This window comes from Verrucomicrobia bacterium S94, assembly GCA_004299845.1.
Classification (GTDB): Bacteria; Verrucomicrobiota; Kiritimatiellia; order Kiritimatiellales; family Pontiellaceae; genus Pontiella.
Genome location: CP036201.1, coordinates 2,920,126 through 2,941,094, shown reverse-complemented (window position 1 = coordinate 2,941,094; position 20,969 = coordinate 2,920,126). Strand labels below are relative to the sequence as shown.

Annotated in this window: 21 protein-coding genes and 1 pseudogene; 9 read left to right on the top strand and 13 right to left on the bottom strand. The window is 54.3% G+C overall.

The window, feature by feature from the left end:
* Nucleotides 1-114: 114 nt before the first annotated feature.
* Nucleotides 115-1,176 carry a permease gene (locus EGM51_12840; GenBank protein ID QBG48234.1) on the bottom strand — a complete coding sequence of 354 codons (1,062 nt, stop codon included), beginning with the start codon at nt 1,174-1,176 and terminating at the stop codon, nt 115-117.
* A 158-nt stretch (nt 1,177-1,334) separates the two neighbouring features.
* On the opposite strand from EGM51_12840, the gene EGM51_12835 reads away from it, so the two are divergent.
* A complete protein-coding gene (locus EGM51_12835) occupies nt 1,335-1,637 on the top strand; it encodes an ArsR family transcriptional regulator (protein QBG48233.1) in 303 nt (100 codons plus the stop codon).
* A gap of 19 nt (nt 1,638-1,656) precedes the next feature.
* Here EGM51_12835 and EGM51_12830 read toward each other — a convergent pair whose 3' ends face one another.
* From EGM51_12830 to EGM51_12820, 3 genes and pseudogenes are all read right to left on the bottom strand, one after another.
* Nucleotides 1,657-2,037 carry a dinitrogenase iron-molybdenum cofactor biosynthesis protein gene (locus EGM51_12830; protein ID QBG48232.1) on the bottom strand — a complete coding sequence of 127 codons (381 nt, stop codon included), beginning with the start codon at nt 2,035-2,037 and terminating at the stop codon, nt 1,657-1,659.
* Between the two features lie 49 nt (nt 2,038-2,086).
* Nucleotides 2,087-2,425, bottom strand: a complete 339-nt coding sequence (locus EGM51_12825) for a hypothetical protein (protein QBG48231.1) — start codon at nt 2,423-2,425, stop codon at nt 2,087-2,089.
* Nucleotides 2,426-2,848: 423 nt separating this feature from the next.
* Nucleotides 2,849-3,967, bottom strand: a pseudogene (locus EGM51_12820) (Fic family protein).
* A 292-nt stretch (nt 3,968-4,259) separates the two neighbouring features.
* Here EGM51_12820 and EGM51_12815 point away from each other — a divergent pair.
* From EGM51_12815 to arsA, 5 genes are all read left to right on the top strand, one after another.
* A complete protein-coding gene (locus tag EGM51_12815) occupies nt 4,260-4,634 on the top strand; it encodes an ArsR family transcriptional regulator (GenBank protein ID QBG48230.1) in 375 nt (124 codons plus the stop codon).
* Nucleotides 4,635-4,720: 86 nt separating this feature from the next.
* A complete protein-coding gene (gene arsB, locus EGM51_12810; GenBank protein ID QBG48229.1) occupies nt 4,721-5,767 on the top strand; it encodes an ACR3 family arsenite efflux transporter in 1,047 nt (348 codons plus the stop codon).
* Between the two features lie 100 nt (nt 5,768-5,867).
* Nucleotides 5,868-6,332: an arsenate reductase ArsC gene (locus tag EGM51_12805; GenBank protein QBG48228.1), complete on the top strand. Its 465-nt coding sequence runs from the start codon at nt 5,868-5,870 to the stop codon at nt 6,330-6,332.
* Nucleotides 6,329-6,679: an arsenite efflux transporter metallochaperone ArsD gene (arsD, locus tag EGM51_12800; GenBank protein QBG48227.1), complete on the top strand. Its 351-nt coding sequence runs from the start codon at nt 6,329-6,331 to the stop codon at nt 6,677-6,679. Before EGM51_12805 ends, arsD begins: the two co-directional genes overlap by 4 nt.
* A 56-nt stretch (nt 6,680-6,735) precedes the next feature.
* Nucleotides 6,736-8,508, top strand: coding sequence for an arsenical pump-driving ATPase (gene arsA, locus EGM51_12795; protein ID QBG48226.1), 1,773 nt, complete (start codon nt 6,736-6,738; stop codon nt 8,506-8,508).
* A gap of 6 nt (nt 8,509-8,514) precedes the next feature.
* Here the strand turns inward: arsA and EGM51_12790 are convergent, their stop codons facing one another.
* From EGM51_12790 to EGM51_12780, 3 genes are read right to left on the bottom strand one after another with little or no spacing between them, the layout of a single operon-like run.
* Nucleotides 8,515-9,564, bottom strand: coding sequence for a glycosidase (locus tag EGM51_12790; protein ID QBG49311.1), 1,050 nt, complete (start codon nt 9,562-9,564; stop codon nt 8,515-8,517).
* Entirely contained in the window at nt 9,560-10,789 is a 1,230-nt protein-coding gene (locus EGM51_12785; GenBank protein ID QBG48225.1) for a glycosyltransferase, read from the bottom strand. Before EGM51_12785 ends, EGM51_12790 begins: the two co-directional genes overlap by 5 nt.
* A gap of 17 nt (nt 10,790-10,806) precedes the next feature.
* Nucleotides 10,807-12,261, bottom strand: coding sequence for a glycosidase (locus EGM51_12780; protein QBG48224.1), 1,455 nt, complete (start codon nt 12,259-12,261; stop codon nt 10,807-10,809).
* A gap of 391 nt (nt 12,262-12,652) precedes the next feature.
* On the opposite strand from EGM51_12780, the gene EGM51_12775 reads away from it, so the two are divergent.
* The 3 genes from EGM51_12775 (at nt 12,653) to pdxH (ending at nt 15,528) form a co-directional block, all read left to right on the top strand.
* A complete protein-coding gene (locus tag EGM51_12775; GenBank protein QBG48223.1) occupies nt 12,653-13,639 on the top strand; it encodes a transporter in 987 nt (328 codons plus the stop codon).
* Between the two features lie 109 nt (nt 13,640-13,748).
* Nucleotides 13,749-14,873 carry a 4Fe-4S binding protein gene (locus EGM51_12770; GenBank protein ID QBG48222.1) on the top strand — a complete coding sequence of 375 codons (1,125 nt, stop codon included), beginning with the start codon at nt 13,749-13,751 and terminating at the stop codon, nt 14,871-14,873.
* Between the two features lie 16 nt (nt 14,874-14,889).
* Nucleotides 14,890-15,528 (top strand): pyridoxamine 5'-phosphate oxidase, encoded by a 639-nt coding sequence (gene pdxH, locus EGM51_12765; GenBank protein QBG48221.1) that lies wholly within the window; start codon nt 14,890-14,892, stop codon nt 15,526-15,528.
* A 301-nt stretch (nt 15,529-15,829) separates the two neighbouring features.
* Here pdxH and EGM51_12760 read toward each other — a convergent pair whose 3' ends face one another.
* The 6 genes from EGM51_12760 to EGM51_12735 all read right to left on the bottom strand — a co-directional run bounded on the left by EGM51_12760 (nt 15,830) and on the right by EGM51_12735 (nt 20,962).
* Complete coding sequence (locus EGM51_12760; GenBank protein ID QBG48220.1) at nt 15,830-16,375, bottom strand: PTS sugar transporter subunit IIA; 546 nt, start codon at nt 16,373-16,375, stop codon at nt 15,830-15,832.
* Nucleotides 16,376-16,377: 2 nt separating this feature from the next.
* Nucleotides 16,378-17,058 carry a hypothetical protein gene (locus EGM51_12755; GenBank protein QBG48219.1) on the bottom strand — a complete coding sequence of 227 codons (681 nt, stop codon included), beginning with the start codon at nt 17,056-17,058 and terminating at the stop codon, nt 16,378-16,380.
* Between the two features lie 3 nt (nt 17,059-17,061).
* On the bottom strand, nt 17,062-17,685 hold the full coding sequence (locus tag EGM51_12750; GenBank protein QBG48218.1) for a nucleoside diphosphate kinase regulator: 624 nt from the start codon (nt 17,683-17,685) through the stop codon (nt 17,062-17,064).
* A 333-nt stretch (nt 17,686-18,018) separates the two neighbouring features.
* Nucleotides 18,019-19,245 carry a PTS sugar transporter subunit IIA gene (locus EGM51_12745; protein ID QBG48217.1) on the bottom strand — a complete coding sequence of 409 codons (1,227 nt, stop codon included), beginning with the start codon at nt 19,243-19,245 and terminating at the stop codon, nt 18,019-18,021.
* A 13-nt stretch (nt 19,246-19,258) separates the two neighbouring features.
* Nucleotides 19,259-19,681, bottom strand: a complete 423-nt coding sequence (locus tag EGM51_12740; GenBank protein QBG48216.1) for a nucleoside diphosphate kinase regulator — start codon at nt 19,679-19,681, stop codon at nt 19,259-19,261.
* Nucleotides 19,682-20,179: 498 nt separating this feature from the next.
* Nucleotides 20,180-20,962 carry a universal stress protein gene (locus EGM51_12735; GenBank protein QBG48215.1) on the bottom strand — a complete coding sequence of 261 codons (783 nt, stop codon included), beginning with the start codon at nt 20,960-20,962 and terminating at the stop codon, nt 20,180-20,182.
* Nucleotides 20,963-20,969 lie beyond the last annotated feature (7 nt).

Genomic DNA, 20,969 nt, shown 5'->3' with positions numbered 1-20,969 from the left:
GATTGCGGGAAAGGCACATCCGGAGACAAAGCCTAACAGCGCAAGAAAACCGCTGCCGATAGTGACCCAGAAGCTGAAAGAAGAGGTTTTGTTTTTCATAGATATTTCCTTTGGTTAGAGAAAAAACGGCAGCAGATAGCCGGCAAGAATAGCCATGGTGAATACCACGATCAGAAAGGCTGCGATGATGGGGTTTCTGAAGAGGGATTTGAGTAGCACGACTTCGGTCAGGCTGGCTCCGGCGCTTCCGATGATGAAGGCGATTACGGCTCCGAGACTCATTCCTTTATCGACGAGTCCGAGGCTGATTGGAATGACCGCTTCGGCACGGATGTAGAGCGGAACGCCCACAACCGCCGCCACCGGTACGGCCAGCGGACTGCTGCCGCCGGCGTAACGGCTGATAAAGGATTCGGGAACAAAACCGTAGATTATGCAGCCGATAAGTACTCCGCCCAGCATGAACCAGAAAGCGCCTTTAAAATCGGAAACAGCCTGCTTCCACGCTTTCCGGCAGTGTGTGCTCCATGTGGCCGGTTGTGTATTTGCCGTCGGTGTATCGCAGCAGGGGCTGCTTTCCGAGGCGGGTTCGGCGCATCCGCACGGTTCATCCGCTGTGCTGCTGATCGGCCGGATATATTTTTGGAAACCCAGCTGTTCCAGAAGGATGCCGGCAAGAATCGAAAAGCCCATGGCAACCGCAAAATAGTAGATCGCGACCTTCAGTCCGAAGCTGATGAAGAACAGACCGATAATAATGGGATTGAGCAAGGGGCTGGCCAGCAGGAAGACGATGATGCCGCCGAAGCCGGCACCGGCCCGGATCAGCCCTTTCAGAAACGGTATGGTCGAACAGGAACAGAACGGCGTGACGGCACCCAGCAGTGCCGCCATCATATAGCCGCGTTTTTTATTGAGCATGCGCTGGATTTTTCCGGCGGGAATATAGCTTTGCAGGATGCCGATGATGAAACTGATGGAGAGAAACAGCAGGGTCAGTTCGGCAAAGATAAAAATAAACGTTGCAAGGGCTTTTGAAATTCCGGCGGTCAGGTCGGGCGAGAGCCCGGTGTCGAGTTCGGATAAACCCCGGCTGATGATTTCAGAAAGCCATCCGTTCACCCCGCCGGCCCCGTCGCGGCCGGCTTCGATAGCGATTTCCTGAACACGATTCATATTCTATACCTGATTCCTTAACGATGTTTTTTCGGTCAATCGGCAATGCCATTGACTTTCCTCATCGATATTTCTACTTTCGTGGAAATATAAATATGTATGACGAAGAGTATCGTCAAACCATATTTCTAGAAACATGGAATTATAGAAGGGCACTCATGCAGATAAAGGACGCGGCAAAACAGATGGCGGAACTGGGGCATGAAACGCGCCTGTCCATTTTCAGATATTTGGTCAAAGGCGGTCGGCAGGGGGTTCCGGTCGGAGCCATTCAGGCGGAACTGAATGTCCCGGCTTCCACGTTATCGCACCACATCAGCCGACTGGTTGCCGTTGGCTTGGTCATACAGTGCCGGAAGGGCCGGACGCTGTATTGTGCGCCGCAATATGAACGTCTGGACGAACTGATCGAATTTCTAAAAGACGAATGCTGCATCCACGAAACGCCGGCCGAACCGTAGTTCCGCAATACCCGGTGCGTTATTCCGAGGCTGTACCGCCGGCGGGTTCGTCCAGCTGGGAGGCAAGCGACTTGAGCGCTTCATCGATGCCCAGGTGAGCAAAGGTATCCACGGGTTCGACGCCGATGGCGTTGAGTTTTGCAATCGGTCCGTCCCCGATGCGGGCAACAAATACCCAGCGGCAATCCGTCAGGGTTTGCAGAATTTTCTGCATGGCCGAGGAATCGCCGGATCCGCCCTGGCAGTAATGATCGACGTCCCGCTTTTCCAGCAGTGTAAATTGACCGGCCTGCAGTTCATAGATCCAGAACGTTTTGGCGTGACCAAAATGCAGATTAATGGAAATGCCGTCTTTAGTGGCAACGGCCGCGCGAATCGGTTTTGTTTTTTTCGGTTCCATGGCGCAAGGTGTAGTGAAAGATCGGATACGCGTCAAGATGGAGCGGTCTTCATCTGATGCGGCGCATCAGACCTTCGGGTATCCAGGAAAGGACCATGCATTTTCGAGGGTTGGAATGAATAAAAGAGACGATGCGTGACGGCGGCCAACCGCCGATCTGAATATCCTCTTTCGCCTCCTGAAGAAAGGTTTCGATGGTTTGCTGCGGGTTCCCTTTAAACAAAAGTCTCTTTACGTGAGATCGAGCCAGAAGATTATCCACATTGATGCCGACGAGAATTCGAATTATGCGGCACGTGATCCAGATGAGGCCGTAAGGCAAAATATCCGGAGGCTCGGAAGTATCCGACCAACGCATCGAAGAACTGAATGTTCTGGTTGTGAGCAAAAACCCCTTCAAATTTTTTCAGAAGCGTATTCTTCTCCTCATTCGTAAAAAACTTAGTCGCCATCAGCTGTCCTTCGTTTCGTAATAAAAATGGTCTGCCCTTATAAATATGATCGGCGCGATTTTGCAACAATCTGAAAAAACACCGGGTTTAACACAACTTTTAATTTCATTTCGTTGAGACGGTGTAGCTTCTTCTTTCCGCCTGCCATGCTTCTGCTTCTTCAAAATATTCTTTTGGCAACTTACCGAATAAAAGGGGTGTGCTGTTGCATCTCACGTATGAGCTGTAAACGCCTTTGTGTCTCATTTTTTACGTTTTTTGAGACACAAATGCCTTTGTGTTTAAAAAGTGAGACGTAAGCGCTAAAACCACTCCATATTGCGTTCCTTCCGTCTTGAAGATACTATAGGTGCTCTTAATCAAAATGCCTGGTATCCTTCTGCAACATTCAACAACTCTGTATAGGCGTAAACCGACGGTTGACGGCCTCGTCCTTGTCGCCAAACGTCCAGCACCCCCTCGTCTTTCAGCACCTGAAGAATACGAGAGGCCGTGGGTTTGGGGATGCCGGAAGCTTTGATGAAATCCGTACTGCTGAAAATGGGTTTCTCAAAAATCCAATCCAAGGCGTGAATCGCAAACTGGGAGTGGGAAATTTCAACCATTTTCAGCTTCATCCGGCTGTAGAGATCCAGAACGGCTGTGGCTTTTTCAAGATTCCGCTCCGCCTGGGTGCGCACCGCGTTTAAAAAGAAGCCGCACCAGCCGCTCCAGTCGTCATCGCGGGAAACCGCCAGCAAGCGGTCATAATATTCGTCGCGGCTGGCGTCAAAATAGGCGCTGATGTAAAACATCGGGCGCTGGATCAGTCCGGCCTGATGCATAAAGAGCGGGATGCACATCCGGCCCAGGCGTCCGTTTCCGTCGAGAAAAGGGTGCAGGGCCTCGAATTCGGCATGAAGAATGGCCAGCTGAAGCAGCCGGTCCGGCGCGTCGGAGTTGATATAGCGATCCCATTTCCCCATTGCATCGTTCAGGTCACCGGCGGATATGGGAATAAACCGGGCCTCTTCCATGGTGCAGCCGTGGGGGCCGATCCAGTTGGGTACACGCCGGTATTCTCCGGGGGATTTCCCCTGGCCCCGCACGCCGTCCAGCAGAATCCGGTGAACGTCTTTGATGACCCGTTGACAGAGGGGCAGGGTCTGCAGCTGTTCTTCCGCATGGCGCATCGCCCGGCGGTAGTTGAGGATTTCCTGAATATCTTTCCGTTTTTCTTCAGGAACTTTTTTCCGGCCGTCTTCCGCTTCAAATTCAAGCACTTCGCCCATGGTAGCCTGTGTGCCCTCAATTTTCGACGAAAGCACCGCTTCCTAGGTGGTCAGCGGGCTGAGCAATACGGCGACGTTTGGAATGGCCGAAAGTACGCCGTCGTAGCGGGCTACGGCCGAACTGGCCGGATCGATCAGCGGCAACAGTCGTTCCAGATCCAGTTTCTGCGGTGGAAATTTACCGGCGTGGTATTTTACGGCATTCATAGGGAACCTCCCGGCGAAACTGCCGCCGCTGTGCGTCGGGCTTCGGCAATTTTCTGTGTGGGCTGCCCCTGTTTATCCAGTTCCCCATGGCGGGATGGATACGCGTATGGGGAATTCAGTATTGGATGTTCAAAAAACGCTTCAGACATAAGTACCTCATATAAAAACCAAACATGAATAGATGAACACCGTATTCATTTAAAGCGCAGGATGCGCAGTCTTTTTCTGATTTCACGCAGTTAACACAATTCTAATTTGACATTTAGCTAAATGACTAACTATAAAGAGGGCCATGGAAACAACATTAAATATTTTAAAGGCGCTTTCGGATAAAAACCGGTTCCGGGTGATTGCGGCGCTGGGGCGGTATGACGAGCTTTGCGCCTGTCAGGTGACGGAGCTGCTGCAGGTGAGCGGGGCGACGGCATCGCGCCATATGGGCATTCTGCAGCGGGCCGGTTTGGTCGGGAGTCGTAAGGACGGGCGCTGGGTTTATTATTTTCTGACGAAGCCGGAGGGGTCGGAACCGCTGTTTCAGTGGCTGGAAAAAGCGAGGACTGATACGGATGAATTAAATGCCGATTTTCAGGCCCTGGAAAAAATTGTGAGTATGACGCGAGAGGATCTGTGCCGGATGCAGCGCGGCGAGGATTGCTGTCCGAACTAGAGCGTTTATTCGATCAGAAGAAGACCGCGGATGGCAGCGCCGTTTCGCGGATGAGGTCGGAGCGAAAGATAAAATTGGGAATAGCTATGAGCGAAGAAAAAGATACAGGCATCAGTTTTTTTGAAAAATATCTGACGGTATGGGTGACGCTGTGCATGGTGGCCGGGATTCTGATCGGGCGGTTTCTGCCGGCGATTCCGGAATTTCTGGGAAAACTGGAATATGCCAATGTATCGATTCCGGTGGCGGTACTGATCTGGATCATGATTTATCCGATGATGATGAAGGTCGACTTTAAATCGGTGAAGCATGTGGGTGAAAATCCGCAGGGGCTTTATCTGACCTGGGTGGTGAACTGGCTGATCAAGCCGTTCACCATGTTCGGCATTGCGTGGCTCTTTTTCTATGTGCTTTTTAAAAGCCTGATTCCGGCGGATCTGGCGAAAGACTATCTGGCGGGTGCGGTGCTGCTCGGCGCGGCACCGTGCACGGCGATGGTGTTTGTGTGGAGTCATCTGACGAAGGGCAATCCGGCCTACACGGTGGTGCAGGTGGCGACGAATGACCTGATTATTCTGGTGGCGTTTGTGCCGATCGTTAAATTCCTGCTCGGCGTAAGTAATGTTTTTGTACCGTGGGATACGCTGATTCTTTCGGTGGTTCTGTTTGTGGTGGTGCCGCTGACCGCCGGGGCGCTGACGCGCGGGCATATGCTGAAGACCAAAGGGAAGGAATATTTTGAAAACACGTTTCTTCCAAAGTTCGGCAATACGACGATTGCCGGGCTGCTGCTTACTCTCGTGATCATCTTCTCTTTTCAGGGCGATGTGATTATCAAAAACCCGGTACACATCGGTCTGATTGCGGTGCCGCTGATTCTCCAGACTGCACTGATTTTCTTTATTGCCTATCTGGGAGCAAAAGTAATGAAGCTTCCGTACAATGTGGCGGCCCCGGCCGGAATGATCGGTGCGTCGAACTTTTTTGAACTGGCGGTGGCGGTGGCGATTGCGCTCTTCGGTACCAGCTCGCCGGTGGCACTGGCCACGATTGTCGGGGTGCTGGTGGAGGTTCCCGTGATGCTGGCACTGGTCAGTTTTGCCAACCGGACCCAGGGCTGGTTTAAGCATTAATGCCAGTTAAGCCGTGGAAGTCGCGGCAGGCATGGATGTCGATCCGCATGAATATTCGTTGTGTACATTCCGCAGTTCAGCATTAACCCAAAGGAACGTAATGAGTAAAAAAATAAATCTGTTGTATCTCTGCACCGGAAACTCCTGCCGCAGTCAGATGGCTGAGGGCTGGACCCGCGCGCTGAAGGGCGCTGAAATCGATGTCTGTTCCGCCGGTATTGAAACACATGGTCTTAATCCGAATGCGGTGAAGGTCATGGCCGAGGCCGGGGTGGATATTTCCGGCCACAAATCGCAGCACATCGACGAATTCAAAGATGCGCAGATCGATTATGTCGTTACCGTCTGCGATCACGCTCACGAAACCTGCCCGTTTTTTCCCGGCGGGGCCAAAGTGATGCACGTCGGTTTCGATGATCCCCCGCGGATGGCAAAAGAAATTGCTGAAAAGGGCGGTTCGGAAGAAGAGCAGCTTGCGGCTTACCGGGAAGTGCGCGATCAGATCCGTGCCTTTGTGGAAACACTGCCCGATACACTTGAAGAACTATCAGGAGAAATGAAATGAAAACACTGAAAATCTATGATCCCGCCATGTGCTGTTCTTCCGGAGTTTGCGGTCCGGATGTGGATACCGAACTGGTGCAGTTAGCCAACTTTCTGAAAAACCTCGATCCGTGCAGTGTGAAAGTGGAACGTTATAATCTTTCACAGGAACCGGCTGAATATACCAAAGAACCGGTTGCCGGCGTACTGAAAGAAAAAGGCACGGATGCGCTGCCGTTTGTGATGATTGATGATGAGGTGGTTAGCAGCGGAAAATATCCGGAGTTGAAAACATTGGCTGAACGACTTGGCATGGCGGAGATTTTGTTAGATGTGCAGGATTGTTCCGGCTGTACCGGTTGTTGCTGAACAGTCACCGAAGGCTTGGTTGCCTTTAATATATATGAGTAGGCGGGTGAGGTCATATGAATGCACTATTGAATAAAGCGACACGGTTTCTGTTTTTCACCGGCAAGGGCGGGGTAGGTAAAACCTCGATGTCCTGTGCGGTGGCGGTCGGTTTGGCGGAAGCAGGAAAAAAGGTTTTATTAATCAGCACCGATCCGGCGTCGAATCTGCATGAAGTGCTGGAAACGGATCTCGGGTCAAAGCCGGTGCCGGTTAACGGTGTTCCGGGACTTGACGCCATGAATATCAACCCGATGGTTGCGGCTGAAGAATATCGCGAACGCATGGTCGGGCCGTATCGCGGCGTACTGCCGGATGAAGCGGTGCAGCAGATGGAGGAACAGCTTTCCGGGGCCTGCACGGTTGAAATTGCGGGATTCAATGAATTCTCCAAAATGATCGGCGACGAAAAAATGATCGGCGGTTACGATCATATCGTGCTCGATACGGCACCGACCGGACATACCCTGCGGCTGCTGAATCTGCCGTCGGCGTGGAACGAGTTTATTGCCGGGAATGAAACCGGCTCCTCCTGTCTGGGTCCGGTTGCCGGGCTGGCGGATCAGAAAGCACTTTATGAACAGGTGGTTAACGCGCTGAAAAATCCGGAGCAGACCCTGCTGGCACTCGTGGCCCGCGCCGAGCCGATGAGCCTGGCTGAAGCCGCGCGCGCCAGTACTGAGCTGGCAGAGCTGGGCCTGACGAACCAGCACCTGATTCTGAACGGAGTTTATGCCGACGAAACGTCTGATGCGGTCGGGCAGGCCTTTGCATTCAAATCGTTGAAGGCGATTGCTGCCATGCCGGCTGTTTTTGAGGCGCTGCCCAAAAGCGAGGTGCCGTTCCGCCCGCATGGCGTGATGGGCGTTGAGGCCTTGAAGTCTGTGGCCGGCGGTCAGGCCGATCCGGCGTGGCAGGACGCTCCCGATGCGCTGCGTGATGCGCTTTCCAATGCCCTGGAAAACGTCAGTGAGTGGGACGCCCTTTTCCAATCCCTGGAAGCACCGGGGCGTGGCGTGATTATGACGATGGGCAAAGGCGGCGTCGGGAAAACCGTCATGGCCTCCGCCATCGCCGCCGAACTGGCGCGCCGCGGCCATTCGGTCCTGCTGTCCACCACCGACCCGGCTGCGCATGTAGCTGAAACGATCGGCGGCGGCCTGGATAATCTGCAGGTGAGCCGGATTGATCCGAAAGCGGAGACGCAGCGCTATTGTGAAGGCATTCTCGAAAAGAACCGCGGGAAGCTTTCGGAGGATGATCTGGCGCTGCTCGAGGAGGAACTCCGCTCTCCGTGCATTGAAGAAATTGCTGTGTTTCAGGCGTTTGCCCAGACGGTGGCGAAGGGGTCGGACCAGTTTATCGTGCTCGATACGGCGCCGACCGGACACACGCTGCTGCTGCTCGATTCGACCGAGGCGTATCACCGCGAAGTCGCCAAGTCCGCCGACGATATTCCGGCCGAAGTGAAAGAGCTGCTGCCGCGTATCCGCGACCCGGAATTTACAAAAGTGCTGATCGTTGCGCTGCCGGAAGCCACCCCGACGCACGAGGCCGCCGACCTGCAGCGCGATCTCCGCCGCGCGGATATTGAACCGTACGGCTGGATTATCAACCGCAGTTTTGCGGTATCCGGTACGACGGATCCGGTGCTCTGCGCCAAAGGGCTGCACGAAACGACCTACATCAAGGAAATCGCCTCCGGACTGTCCTCGAAACAGACCGTGATTTCTCCGTGGATCGGGGACGAGCTGAACAGTCCGGAAAGTTTGAAACAACTGACGGTATAGCCGGTTCTACCGGCTATGGAGCAGTGCTGCAGCGAGTTCCTCCTTGTCGGCGGTGGCCAGGGCGGTGATGCCGTCGGCCGCGCCATAGTAGATATAGAGCATGCCATTGCGCTCAACGATGCCGTTGGTGAAGACCACGCCCGGGAAAAAGCCTTCATTTTCGTAGGGCATTTCCGGCTGGAGCAGCGGCTTTTCGCCGCGGGCGATCACCCGGTCGGGATGGTCGGCATCGAGCAGCAGGCCGAAGAGGCTGTAGCGCTCTCCATCCCCCTTGCCGTGGTAGATCTGCAGCCAGCCCTTTGAGGTGCGGATGCAGGGGGCGCCGCCACCGATTTTCAGCCGTTCATACTCCGTGTCGCGCGGCCGGATGAGGCAACGGTGGTTTCCCCAGTGAATGAGGTCCGGAGATTCGGCATACCAGATGGAGGGGCGGCCGAAACCGCTGTTGTTCGGGCGGTGCAGCGCGCAGTATTTCCCGTTTATTTTTTCGGGGAAGATGGAGACATCCTTGTTCTGCGGATGGAAAATACAGCCGTGCCGTTCGACGGTTTTGAAATCGCGGGTGGAGGCCAGTTTGGTGTACCAGCCGTCTTCTGAAACCGCTGTATAATTGATCCACCATGTTTCGCCGAGGCGGGTGATGCGGGCATCTTCGACGCCGAATTTTTCGGTTTCATCGGCCGGGAAAAGAAAGGGTTCCGGATCAACAGAAAAACGGATGCCGTCAGAGCTCCGGGCCAGGCGGATGTGGCTGAGGGTGGAGAGATAATCCTGCCCCTGATAAACCACGCCGCGGGTGTCCTTGAGCTGCACGTCGGGATCGTCCAGGGCAACATCGAGCACGTCCGGCCGGCCCTTTCCATCGGTGAATGTCACGTAGGGCACGGCGATACGTCCCTCCTGCGGGGGGACATCCTCGGCGACGCGCAGAAGCAGGATGATTTCTCCGTTGTATTCCGTTGCCGCCGGGTTGAAGGCTCCGCGAACCCGGTAGGCCGGGTTGGACGGCGGAACGTCAGCGGCGGTGATCAGCGGGTTTTCAGGATGCCGTTTAATCATGGGCCGTCCTCCATCGCTGGGAGGTTCCGCCGGAAGGGCGCGGACTGAAATCGGGGGTATCGAGCCCGATATTCTCGGGAATACCTCCGGCATCTGGAGGCGGAAGATAGATGTATTCTGTGCCGGCCGGCAGCAGTCCGGTGTAAATGCTTTCATGCTGCAGGGCGATCTTTACCCAGGCATTGCGCTGTTTAAAGCGGCGGATGTTTTTCAGGGTATTCTTCCGTAAAGCGGAATCGCTCAGCAGGCGGATAATCTGATGGCTGAAGGCTTCATCTGAAGAGGCAATCAGTCCGGCTCCGGTTTTTCCGACGGCGTTGACAAACGCGGGGAGATCCGAGGCGACCACCGGTGTTTCCATGGCAATGCACTGGGCCATAATTCCACTCTGCGCGCCGCGTTCGTAGGGCATCGCCACGACATCGGCGGCGGAAATCAGGGCATCGAAGGTGTATTGGGGAAACTGACCGTGGAAGACACGGATGCGGTTGGAGCAGCCGGCCTGTCTGAACTGTTCCACCAGTTCCTGTCGATAATGGTCGGAGGCGGCATTGCGGGTTTTTCCGGCAAGAACCAGCAGGGTGTCGGGGAACTGCCGGAAAACGTCGGGCATGAAGTTCAGTGCCCGGTGAAATCCTTTGCTCGGGCGGTAATAGCCACAGAGCAGCACCACTTTTTTTCCGGAGAGCCCGAGTTTCTGTTTGGCCCGGGCAATGGGGGCGGTGTTACGTACGCCATGCGGGATGACGTGAATACGGTCGGCGGCTTCCGGAGCGAAGCGGTGCAGGATTCTGCGCTGTTCCGGTTCGTGTACGATGAGGGCCCGGCTTTCGGTGGCGATGCGGCGGATGATTTCGCGTTCAGTATGCGGGAAATCGCTGTTTACCGTGTGCAACGTGGTTACGGTTGGAATGCCGGCTATGCTGCAACGGGTGAGGAATCCGATGATCTCCACACCGCGTTGAGCTCCGTAGAGTCCGAATTCGTGCTGCACGTGGATGCAGTCCGGAGTCTGGGTGCAGGCCACGTTGAACGCCTGTTCGGCAAAAGGTGCTGCCCCGTTGGTCGAGAGCGCAATGTGTACGTTGCTGCCCTTTGCGCCGGGCGGGGCGATAATGAAGGTTTCGTGGTTCTGCATGCGCAGCGCGTTTTCCAGATCATATGTATATGTGGCAATTCCGCATTCGATGGGAGGAAACGTGGATACAAATCCTATTCTCATATCGGTCTCCTGTTGGTTTAACGATTCGTATTCATGGATTCAAAAATCTGATCAAGTTCATACGTGGCGAACGTAGTGGAGCGATCGCTGACCGCATAGGGCAGAATAAGGCGCCCGCTGTGAATCAGTGCGCCGCAACTGTAGACGACGTTGGGGACATAGCCCTCGCGCTCCTGTTCATTGGGTGAAAGCAGCGGGGTTTTAAGGCGTCCGATGACTTTCGACGGATCGTCGAGATCGAGCAGAATGGCCCCGATAGTGTAACGGCGCATCGGGCCGACGCCGTGGGTGATCAGCAACCAGCCCTGTTCGGTTTCAATGGGCGATCCGCAGTTTCCGATCTGCATGAATTCCCAGGGGAATGAAGGGCGGAGGAGCGCCTGTTTTTCGTACCAGAAATGGGGGTGATCCGAATACATGAGGAACAGGTTTTCGTTATCCTGCCGTGAAATCATAGCGTAGCGGCCGTTGATTTTGCGCGGGAACAGTGCCATGCCTTTATTCTGGATCTGGGAACCGTTCAGGGTGCTGATCCGGAAGTTCACAAAATCATCGGTCTGTAGAATCTGCGGAAGCAGCATATGACCGTCGTAGGCGGTATAGGTGGCATAATAGGTGGTTTTTCCTCCGTCCCGGAAGGCGACGAAACGGGCGTCTTCCAATCCTTTTTTTTCCGCCGGAGTGGAGGGGAAGATGGCGCGCTGGCTGATGGGCTGATCCGGATTGAAGCGCAGTTCGTAGTTGGCGTGGGCCAGTGCACGGATGGCAGTGGCGGCCTCCTTCTGGCTGGATTCGAGAAAGCGGTTACGGGAGAGGTGGGCCTGAAGCTGTTCTTCAAGTTGAAGCAGGGTGAATTCCGGCTTCAGTTCGGCGGTGACTTCTTTAACCCAGGGGGACTGAAGTCCCAGTTCGCCGAGTTTGCGCAGGAAAAGTTCCTTTTCATAGGTTGGGTTCGGCTCCGGCCGGGCGGCGGTTACAAAGCGTTCGGTCGGATCGATCTGAATGGAGCCGGAAGCATCGACACTTCCGGTGCGGAACGTGATGGAGGAGATGTGACCCTCGCCGGTGGAGCGCAGGCTGAGAATGAAGCGGAGTTCGCCTTCTTTCGTGCCGGATTGATCGGGGTGCGGCACAATCGACGGGTTGAAAAGGGCGGCGGCCTCCAGCGCATATTCCTGCGTGAAATAGGCCCCGAGCAGCAGTTTGCGGGCCTCAGACATCGGCTGATCGGCGATGAGATGCTCTTTGATGTCATCAAAGCGCTCGAGCAGAAATGCGCGCAGATTACTGTGACGTTTTTCAAAATCGGCCAGAACCCGGGCGCATTCCGCTTTGACCCGGCTCTCGGAGAGTGACATGACCCGGGCGATAATTTTGATGGTTCGGTTTTCCGAACTCGGCATGAAGGGTCTGAAAAAAACCCGGTTCACATCCGGATGCAGTAACAGTGCTTTTCTAGTGGGCTGTGCCATATCAAAACCCTTTCTTGATCAGGATTATTTACATAATGACAGGCGGGAAATGCGGCCGTTAAAATTGCGGGTATCCCGTGGGTATTTTGCCTGCAAAATCGCCTCAAGCATCGGGTGTACCAGTTCTGAAAAAGTAAAAATACAGGGATTTTTACGGAGATGCAGCAAATTGCGATACATTTTGACTCATGGGAAGGACTGATAAGAGTCAATATGACTCATTCAGAATATTTTCACTCGGATCTACGATTATTCAAAGCCGGGCGCAGGCGTTTGTGTACAGTCTGCGGCATTCCGCCGGTTGGAACGGCCCGATAATGTTGCTTATTGAAATTCGACAGAGTGGGCCGGTTTTCGTACCTGTGGGACTTTTCATATCCAGGAGAGAAGAATGATACGTTATAGGTTGGCCGGTTTGTCGGTTATGTTGTTTGTCGTAGTATCGGATGCCTCTGCCGAAGACTGTGCGGCATGCGGCGAGGACTGCGGATGTGCGGAGGTGTGTGCCTGCAATCACGAACCGCGTGCACCGATTGGAGTGATGGGCGATCATGTGCATCATAAAGAGGCCTGGATGACGTCGTATCGTTACATGTTCATGAGCATGGATGGAACCGATGACGATGTTTCGGGCTATATGATGCGTCCGAAAAGCATGGACATGCAGATGCATATGTTCGGGGCGATGTATACGCCGATGAATGATCTGACCATTGGTCTGATGCTGCCGTATCTCATCAATGACATGGATATGGAAATGGGGGCTATGAGCATGCCCATGGAAATGAACTCGGAAGGATTCGGAGACCTGAAGCTTTCGGGTACGTATCGCCTTTGGTCGTCATCGGTCCAACAGCTGCTGGTCAATCTGGCGGTCGGTTTTCCGACGGGTTCGATTGATGAGGAAAATGACGGAAGCCGTCTTCCGTATTCAATGCAGCCGGGTTCCGGTTCGTTCGGTCTGATCCCGGGTATCACCTACACCGGTCTGGCTAACGGCTGGGGTTGGGGCGGGCAGGTGAACGGTACATTTTACCTGAATGAAAATGATAACGACTATACGTTGGGCAATCGTTACGGCTTGAATATCTGGGGTTCTCGCGATCTGTGTAAATCGTCTGCTGTTTCGCTGCGTCTGAAAGGTTCGCGGGTGGAAAATATTGATGGCGCGGATCCGGAGCTGAATCCGATGATGACCCCGCTGGCCGACCCGGATCTGCGTGCGGGCATGCAGGTGGATCTGCTGGCGGGGATTGATTACCGGTGGAGCACGGTCCGTCTGGCGCTCGAAGGCGGTGCACCGGTGTATCAGGAGCTCGACGGCCCGCAGCTGGAAACCCAATGGATGGTGATCGGCGGGTTGCAGGTTGCGTTTTAGCGGCTCCTCCATCTGAAACGGGCAATCGATCCGTTTTTCGTGTATAGTGAAAAAGATTCCGAACGGGAAATATGGAGGGTGAATAGCTGTTCCGGGGTTCTGCGGTTTCTTGATCCGGATCAAGGCGGGCGGTTTTAAATTCGATTACAACGGCTCTTTTAACGCACTGGCGAAAGGGCTTCGAATGAACCGTGGTGAAATTCTGAAAAAATGCAGTGATGCCATGCTGCTGCGGAGGCTGGTGCAGGGAATTTTTGCGGCATCCACAATCTGGATCGGGTTCCGGTTTTATCTGTTTTATCAGCAGTTGGCAGCTGGGGCGGAACAGGTGGTTGAACGGCCGCCGGGGGTGGAGGCCTTTCTGCCGATCAGTTCGCTGATGAGCCTGAAGCTCTGGATCGTGTCCGGTGATTTCAACCGGATTCATCCGGCGGGACTGGTGCTGTTTCTTGTGATTCTGCTGACCGCCCTGCTGCTGAAGCGGGGTTTCTGCAGCTGGGTCTGTCCGGTTGGAGTGATTAATGAAATGCTGAACGCCGTGCAGAAACTGCTGTTCCGGCAGCCGCTGGTGGTGCGGCGGTGGTTCGATTATCTGTTGCGCAGTATCAAATATCTGCTGCTCGGTTTTTTCTGCTGGATCATTCTGCTGAAGATGCCGGGTTCAGCACTGAAAGCCTTTATCTACAGTCCGTATAATCAGATCGCCGATCTGAAGATGCTGGTCTTTTTTCTCGATCCATCAACTCCCACGATTGTAACGCTTTCGGTGCTCACACTGCTGTCGTTGCTGGTCCGTAATGTATGGTGCCGCTACCTCTGCCCGTATGGCGCCCTGCTCGGCATGACCAGTTGGCTGAGTCCCTGGAAAATCCGGCGTGATGCCGGGAGCTGTATTGACTGCCGGAAATGCACGAAAGTGTGCCCGGCGAATATCAGGGTGCACTGTGCGGGGGCGGTCCGGTCCGATGAGTGTCATGCCTGTCTGCGGTGCGTGGCGGTTTGCCCGGTCAAAAAGACGCTGCAGTTGAGTACCCGGGGACATCGTTTCGTAATCCGGCCCTGGATGTATGCGGTGTGTATCGTGGTTTTCTTTTTCGGCAGTATCGGGGCTGCCCGCCTGGGCGGATTCTGGCAGAACAATATTCCGTTGGAACGGTACCGGCATTATATTCCCCTGCTTGAGCGCTTCAACCATGCCCATGGTGGGCAGGTTTCAGAAGGTCGCGCCCGATGATTTGAAAGGAACGAACATGATTGATCTGGAATCCATGCGCAGGGAATATCTGAAGGAGGGACTGCATCGGAAGGATTTGTCGGAAGATCCGGTCCGGCAGTTTGAACGCTGGCTTGATCAGGCGGTAAAGGCGGAGATAACCGATCCCACGGCCATGGTTCTGGCTACGGTGGATGCGGAGGGACAGCCGAGCCAGCGGATTGTATTACTAAAGCATCTGGATGAGCGGGGCTTTGTTTTTTATACCAACTATGAAAGCCGTAAAGCACAGGATATGGCGGATAATGCAAAGGTCAGTCTGCATTTTCCCTGGCATATGCTGGAACGTCAGGTAAAGATCTGCGGCACGGCTGAGCGGGTCAGTCTGACGGAATCATTGAAATATTTTTCAAGCCGTCCGGCCGAGAGTCAGCTGGCGGCGTGGGCATCGGCACAGAGCCGGCCGATTTCGTCGCGGCAGATGCTGATGAAGCAGTTTAATGCCATGAAGGAAAAATTCAGTCAGGGAAAAATTCCATTACCTGATTTCTGGGGCGGCTACCGGGTACAACCGAGGATCATTGAATTCTGGCAGGGTGGTGCCCATCGGCTGCATGACCGTTTCGAATACACCCGTTCCGGCGATGGATGGACGATTAAACGGCTGGCTCCCTGACGTTTGTGTCGGGTGAATGCGGTTTTTATGTGGGAAATGTGATCTGCACCCGGGGAGTGTACACAAGGTGCAGAACGGGCTTCTTTACGAAAAAAGGGCGCGCCCCGGCTGATCGGCGTCTTCCTCTTGGCGATCTTGAAAACGCGGCCCCCGCGGAAACCGCGTCCTACATGGTTGTAGGACGGGCCTCTTTGCGGAGCAAAGGGCGCGTAATTTCCGGGGTATTAACGTTTGCGGAAGATTCCTTCCAGAATAGCGGGTTTACCGCCGGGAACAGCGTCGTATTCGGTGATGGGGAAAATCATGGCTTTGCATGCTGTTTCTGTCGCTGTCGGGGCGATGCGTTGATTGCGAACCGTTCATCCGGAGCAGGTTCCAGAATGTTGAGGATATCCTGCTGCGATGACGCCTTCAGCAATGCTGCACGGACAGCCGGATCGATCATCCGTTTTGATATTTTTGAAAGGATGGCCAGGTATTCACTGCAATAGCCTTCCGGCGTAATCAACAGGAAAAGGAAGCGGGACGGCTTGCCGCCGGAACTCCCGAAATCAACCCCGTCCGGACAGATGGCCATACTTCCGGCCACGCCGTAGAATCCCGGCAGCGCAACATGGGGAAAGGCGGTTTCACAATCCACCGCAGTGGATGAAATCTGTTCGCGTTTGAGGGCGCGTTCCAGAATGGATCTTTTCTTTCCGGGCGGAAGCTGATTATGGCGGATCAGGTTTGTCACCAGCTTTTCCAGGGCCTCTTCCTTGTTTCGCACCTTTAAGTCCGGACAGGCCAGCTGTCCCCAGAACAGGCGGTGCAGACTGTTTTGTTCCTGCGGGGCGCGGGCCAGCATGATCAGTGGATGATCCGTCTGTTTTTCAAGCTGGTCGGGCAGTGATCCGGTAAAATCGGTGGCCAGCCGCAACGGACTGGGGCCCCGATAACCAGGAGATCGTCGGGGCGGAGATGTTTGAGTACGGCATCGACCAGCGAAGGGCCTGAGTATTCCAGGATTTCGATCTCCATACCGAGCTGCTGTACGCTTATTTTTTCGAGGTCAGCTATTGCGGGCGTGGATGTGCTGAATGTATTTCTGATTCCGTCGGCCCAGTTGAGGACCGCAACCGGAAGCCGGTGGTGTTTGGCCACTACATTAGCCAGCCACAGCTGCTCATAGAGATTCGGGCCTCCGCCGACTGCCACCACGATCCTGCCGATTTTACGTCCGTTTCCTGTGCGGAAAAAAATGCCGGTTACGCCGCGTCTGCGGGTGAGTTGAATCATATTCTGCATGGCCCGGGGGCTTTTCATCCATTCGGAAAGGAGCAGATTCAGCTTCGTGGAGGAGAAGAGGTTCCGGACTTCGGCAACGGCGACGGCTTCGTCCTGAGCAACGGCAATCGCCGGGATAGGAATGTGGTGAAGATCAGCGTTCCGGTTGTCGCTCAGCAGGCGTGCATACCGGAGCATTTTTTCTTCCATTCCGGGCGTTGCCAGAACGGCTGTATGGGTCTGCTTTGATGTTATTCCCGACATATTTCAGCCTGCGCTTCTGACCATATTGTTTTCCGGCTGAAACAGGATCTCCTCCACATGCAGGTGACAGGTTCCCTGGGGCAGCGGCCACTTAATATCCTGTCCAACGCGACTGCCCAGTAACGCCATTCCGAGCGGGGCAAGTACATTGATCCGGTTTTCCGAGACATTTGCCCGGTCGGGCCAGGAGAGCGTGAAGGTGTATTCATCGCCCAGATCCAGATCAGAAACTCTGACCTGGGAGTTCATGGTGACAATATCAGGAGGGATATCGCATCCGGCCACCAGTTGAGCCCTGGCCAGTTCCCTGGCCAGTTTTTCTATGGCGTCGTGATCGGTACCGGGGGAAGCAGCACTGCGTTCCTTCTCGACCAGTTCAGTAAGATGAGCGTGGTCGGGCCAGGTCATGATAATGGATGATTCTTTCATATTTCTGTATTCCTTCTTTCTTGGGTTCAGTGGTAATTCTCGTTTATTTCCCGGCGCTTTCCGCATAATACGCCGCAACGTCGGGAAAAGCCGGGGAATAGGGGTGGCTGAGCTGCTGACGACCATATAGGTATCAGCCAGAAGCTTCTTGCGTTCCTGCACCAGCTTCAGCAGACCCGCAGTCCGTTTTGTTCTCAAATTCCAATCTCCTTGCTATCGAGGTCGGGTTCTCTATGCACCAGATATGCCAACGGGGGGAAACCGGATGGTTTTCGAGAGGAACGGAGCAATATTAATGACGGGAAAATAGGTATATCACCAACGGAAGCGATGAATTATGAAGTGAAGGAAATTTTTGTATATGCCATAGCTGCATCCGGCAGATACCGGGTGCGCTGTAGGAAAGAGTGCGGTCTGATTCCGCATCCGGGGAAATATTCCCCGGTACCCGCACCACGGCAGGTCCACCGGAAATCATGCTCAATGAAACGATAAACATTCTCCATAGTCCGGGACTGCTGCGGCAGAGCGTTATAGCGCTGCGGCTTTCTGTTGCCGGTGAGTGATCGGTTTATACAAAGTGCACTCGAGCGGAAGATCCTGGTGCGGCTCAAGAATCTCAACGGCCTCAGCTGCGGTTTTGCTGATCAGCAGGGCTTTGCGGACTGCAGGATCAAGCATTCGCCTGGATATTTTCGAGAGGATGGCAAGATATTCGTCGCAAAATCCTTCGGGGGTAACGAGCAGGTATACAAAGCGTGTCGGCGTATCGTCTTCGCTGCCGAAGTCGATGCCGTCGGGGAAAATCCCCAATGTACCTGCTACGCCAAAGAAACCCGGCAGTTTAATGTGAGGGAAGGCTGTTTCGCAATCCACAGCCGTGGAGAACGCCTGCTCGCGTTGCAGTGCGCGTTCGAGCATATCCTTTCTACTTCCCGGCGGCAGTTGGTTATGGCGTATAAGGTTGTCTATCAGGCCTTCCAACACTTCTTTTTTTGGGCGGGAATGCAACCGGGGTTTGATCAGCCGGCCCCACAGGAGACGGCGCAGGTTGGTGTGATTCGGCGAAGGGGTCGACAACAGGATCATCGGATTCGGAACCGTCCTGGCCAGTTGATCGGGCAGGGAGTCTGAAAAGTCGGCCACCATCCGTAACGGACTTGGAGCCCCTATCACCAGCAGATCGTCCGGACGCAGCGTATCGGCCACCGTGCCTGTAAAATCAGGGCCGCAGCAGTGAATTGTATTCACCTGCATGCCGAATAGGCGCAGGCACATTTTTTCAAGCGGATCGGTGTCTTCGGGACCATCGCGCGGGGCGGAATCCAATGCCGGAGTCCAGTGCAGGATCTCCATGGGAACATTGAGCCTGGCTGCCGTCTGTCGCGCCAGCCACATCTGCTCATAGACGTTTGGGCCGCCTCCCGTTGCAACCACAATTCGGCTAATCTGCGGTTCATGTGCAGTCCGCACGAAAACCACCGGGAACCTGCGTTTCTGGGCGAGCTGTAGCAGGTCCTGCATAGCCCGGGTGTTGTTCAGCCACTCGGATATAATCAGATCGAGTTTTCTGTTTCCGGCGAGATGCCGGGTTTCAGTGATCGCCCGTTCTTCGTCTTTCGGAAGGGCGAATCCCGGAATAAACACATGGTGGTGGCGGACATCATTACGGGGTGCGAAGAGTTCCGCATACCCGAACATTTCCTCTTCAGTTCCGCATGCAGCCAGTACGGCCATCCGGATCGGTTGGTGATTCATTTTTACATCTCCTTCAGCATGTCTCGCATGTTGTATTGTTTTCCGGTTGAAACAGGATTTTATCGATTCGCAACCGGCATTTTCCCTCCGGAAGCGGCCATTCGATTTCCTGACCAGCGCGGCTGCCGAGCAGGGCCATGCCCAACGGGGCGAGTACGTTGATGCGGTTTTCGGATATATCAGCTTCACCTGGCCAGGAGAGTATGAAGGTGTATTCATCGCCGAGTTCCAAATCGAAAACCTGTACCTGGGAATTCATGGTAATGATATTTGCGGGAATGTCCTGTGCGGTCATCAGTTGCGCTCGAGCCAGTTCCCGACCCAGTTTTTCAAAGGCTTTGCGGTCTGCACGAGGATTCTGGATACGATGCTCTTCGAGCAGTTTGGTGAGCCGCGCGTGGTCCGGCCAGGTCATAATGATTGCTTGTTCTTTCATTTCAGTACTCCGTTCGTGTTGTTGTGACTCAGTTGCTTCTGCCGGTGTATGCGGATCATGCGCCACAGGATCGGGAAAAGCCGGGGAATGGGTGTGGGTGTGCCGATCAGGTGTGGTTCAGCAAAAAGCTGATGCCGTTCTCTGGTTCGTTGCCCTAGTATTGACATAAAATGAAAAGCCATGTTTCGACCTCCTTGCTGTTAGGTTGACTACCCTAATGCACCGGGTGTGCCAACGCAGTAAAACTGCCGGCATCCGGTGGGAGGGGAAGGCATGCGGGAGGGCGGAATTCCAGTATTCTCTAGGCCGTTAGATGATTGTGAATTTAAAATATTTAAAACGGCGTGGCGGGCTTGCGTGGATGTGGGGGCGGAAAGTGCAGACAATTGCCCCGGACGGGTAGAAATTACCCGTCGTTTTTTTATAGCAGGAAATCCTTCCCCGGAGAGCGGGGGTTTTCGAGAGAGCCGGTTTTGTGTGGGGCCGGAAGGTTGTTCATCAGAGAGGGGATGGCGCTTTTCTTTCTCCGGGAATCCGCAGTGGCTGAATGATCCGGCTCCACAAATGACGGCGCAGACCGGGGAGACTTAACGGCGGGCTTGACCACATGATCAGTGGGTTCGGAATGGCCCTGGCCAGTTGGTCGGGCAGGGATCCGTAAAAATCGGTTACTAGCCGGAATGGACTGGTTGCTCCGATGATCAGCAGGTCATCCGGACGAAGTGTTCCGGCAACGGCACTTGCAAAATCGGGACCGTTGCATTGCAGAAATTCCTCTTGTTTACCGAGTAAACGCCGGCACATTTTTTCAAATCGCCGGTTTTCGGCGATTGTGCCTTCCGAGCCGCGATTAAGGGCTCCGGTCCAATGCAGGATAGTTACGGGCACCGCATTTCTGGCAGATATTTCGCGCGCCAATTTTATCTGATTATACCGATTCGGTCCGCCTCCCGTAGACACCACGATCCGGCCGATTTTCGGGGCACTTTCCGCCCGCACAAAAACCGCCGGTAATTCATATTTTTGGGCGATGTGGATCAGGTCCTGCATAGCCCGGGTATTGTTCAGCCACTCGGATATAATCAAATGAATCTTCTTTTCCCCGGCAAGGCGGTAGATTTCGTTCACTGCCTGGGTTTCGTCCTTTGGGTCTGAGAAGCTCGGAACAAAAACATTCCGGAGCGTTTTATTACAGGAAGCAAGAAAATTCACATACCCGAACGTTTCTTCTTCTTCGGCTCTGCGCAGCACCGGTCCGGCATTTTGGATATGTTGGTTCATGCTGAAC

Coding starts and splice junctions, on each gene's coding strand:
- EGM51_12740 (QBG48216.1), bottom strand. CDS start 19,681: ATGAAAGAACAAGCAATCATTATGACCTGGCCGGACCACGCGCGGCTC.
- EGM51_12815 (QBG48230.1), top strand. CDS start 4,260: ATGGAAACAACATTAAATATTTTAAAGGCGCTTTCGGATAAAAACCGG.
- EGM51_12785 (QBG48225.1), bottom strand. CDS start 10,789: ATGAGAATAGGATTTGTATCCACGTTTCCTCCCATCGAATGCGGAATT.
- EGM51_12780 (QBG48224.1), bottom strand. CDS start 12,261: ATGGCACAGCCCACTAGAAAAGCACTGTTACTGCATCCGGATGTGAAC.
- arsA (QBG48226.1), top strand. CDS start 6,736: ATGAATGCACTATTGAATAAAGCGACACGGTTTCTGTTTTTCACCGGC.
- arsD (QBG48227.1), top strand. CDS start 6,329: ATGAAAACACTGAAAATCTATGATCCCGCCATGTGCTGTTCTTCCGGA.
- EGM51_12755 (QBG48219.1), bottom strand. CDS start 17,058: ATGTCGGGAATAACATCAAAGCAGACCCATACAGCCGTTCTGGCAACG.
- arsB (QBG48229.1), top strand. CDS start 4,721: ATGAGCGAAGAAAAAGATACAGGCATCAGTTTTTTTGAAAAATATCTG.
- EGM51_12760 (QBG48220.1), bottom strand. CDS start 16,375: ATGCTGGCCCGCGCCCCGCAGGAACAAAACAGTCTGCACCGCCTGTTC.
- EGM51_12735 (QBG48215.1), bottom strand. CDS start 20,962: ATGAACCAACATATCCAAAATGCCGGACCGGTGCTGCGCAGAGCCGAA.
- EGM51_12840 (QBG48234.1), bottom strand. CDS start 1,176: ATGAATCGTGTTCAGGAAATCGCTATCGAAGCCGGCCGCGACGGGGCC.
- pdxH (QBG48221.1), top strand. CDS start 14,890: ATGATTGATCTGGAATCCATGCGCAGGGAATATCTGAAGGAGGGACTG.
- EGM51_12745 (QBG48217.1), bottom strand. CDS start 19,245: ATGAATCACCAACCGATCCGGATGGCCGTACTGGCTGCATGCGGAACT.
- EGM51_12805 (QBG48228.1), top strand. CDS start 5,868: ATGAGTAAAAAAATAAATCTGTTGTATCTCTGCACCGGAAACTCCTGC.
- EGM51_12775 (QBG48223.1), top strand. CDS start 12,653: ATGATACGTTATAGGTTGGCCGGTTTGTCGGTTATGTTGTTTGTCGTA.
- EGM51_12835 (QBG48233.1), top strand. CDS start 1,335: ATGCAGATAAAGGACGCGGCAAAACAGATGGCGGAACTGGGGCATGAA.
- EGM51_12830 (QBG48232.1), bottom strand. CDS start 2,037: ATGGAACCGAAAAAAACAAAACCGATTCGCGCGGCCGTTGCCACTAAA.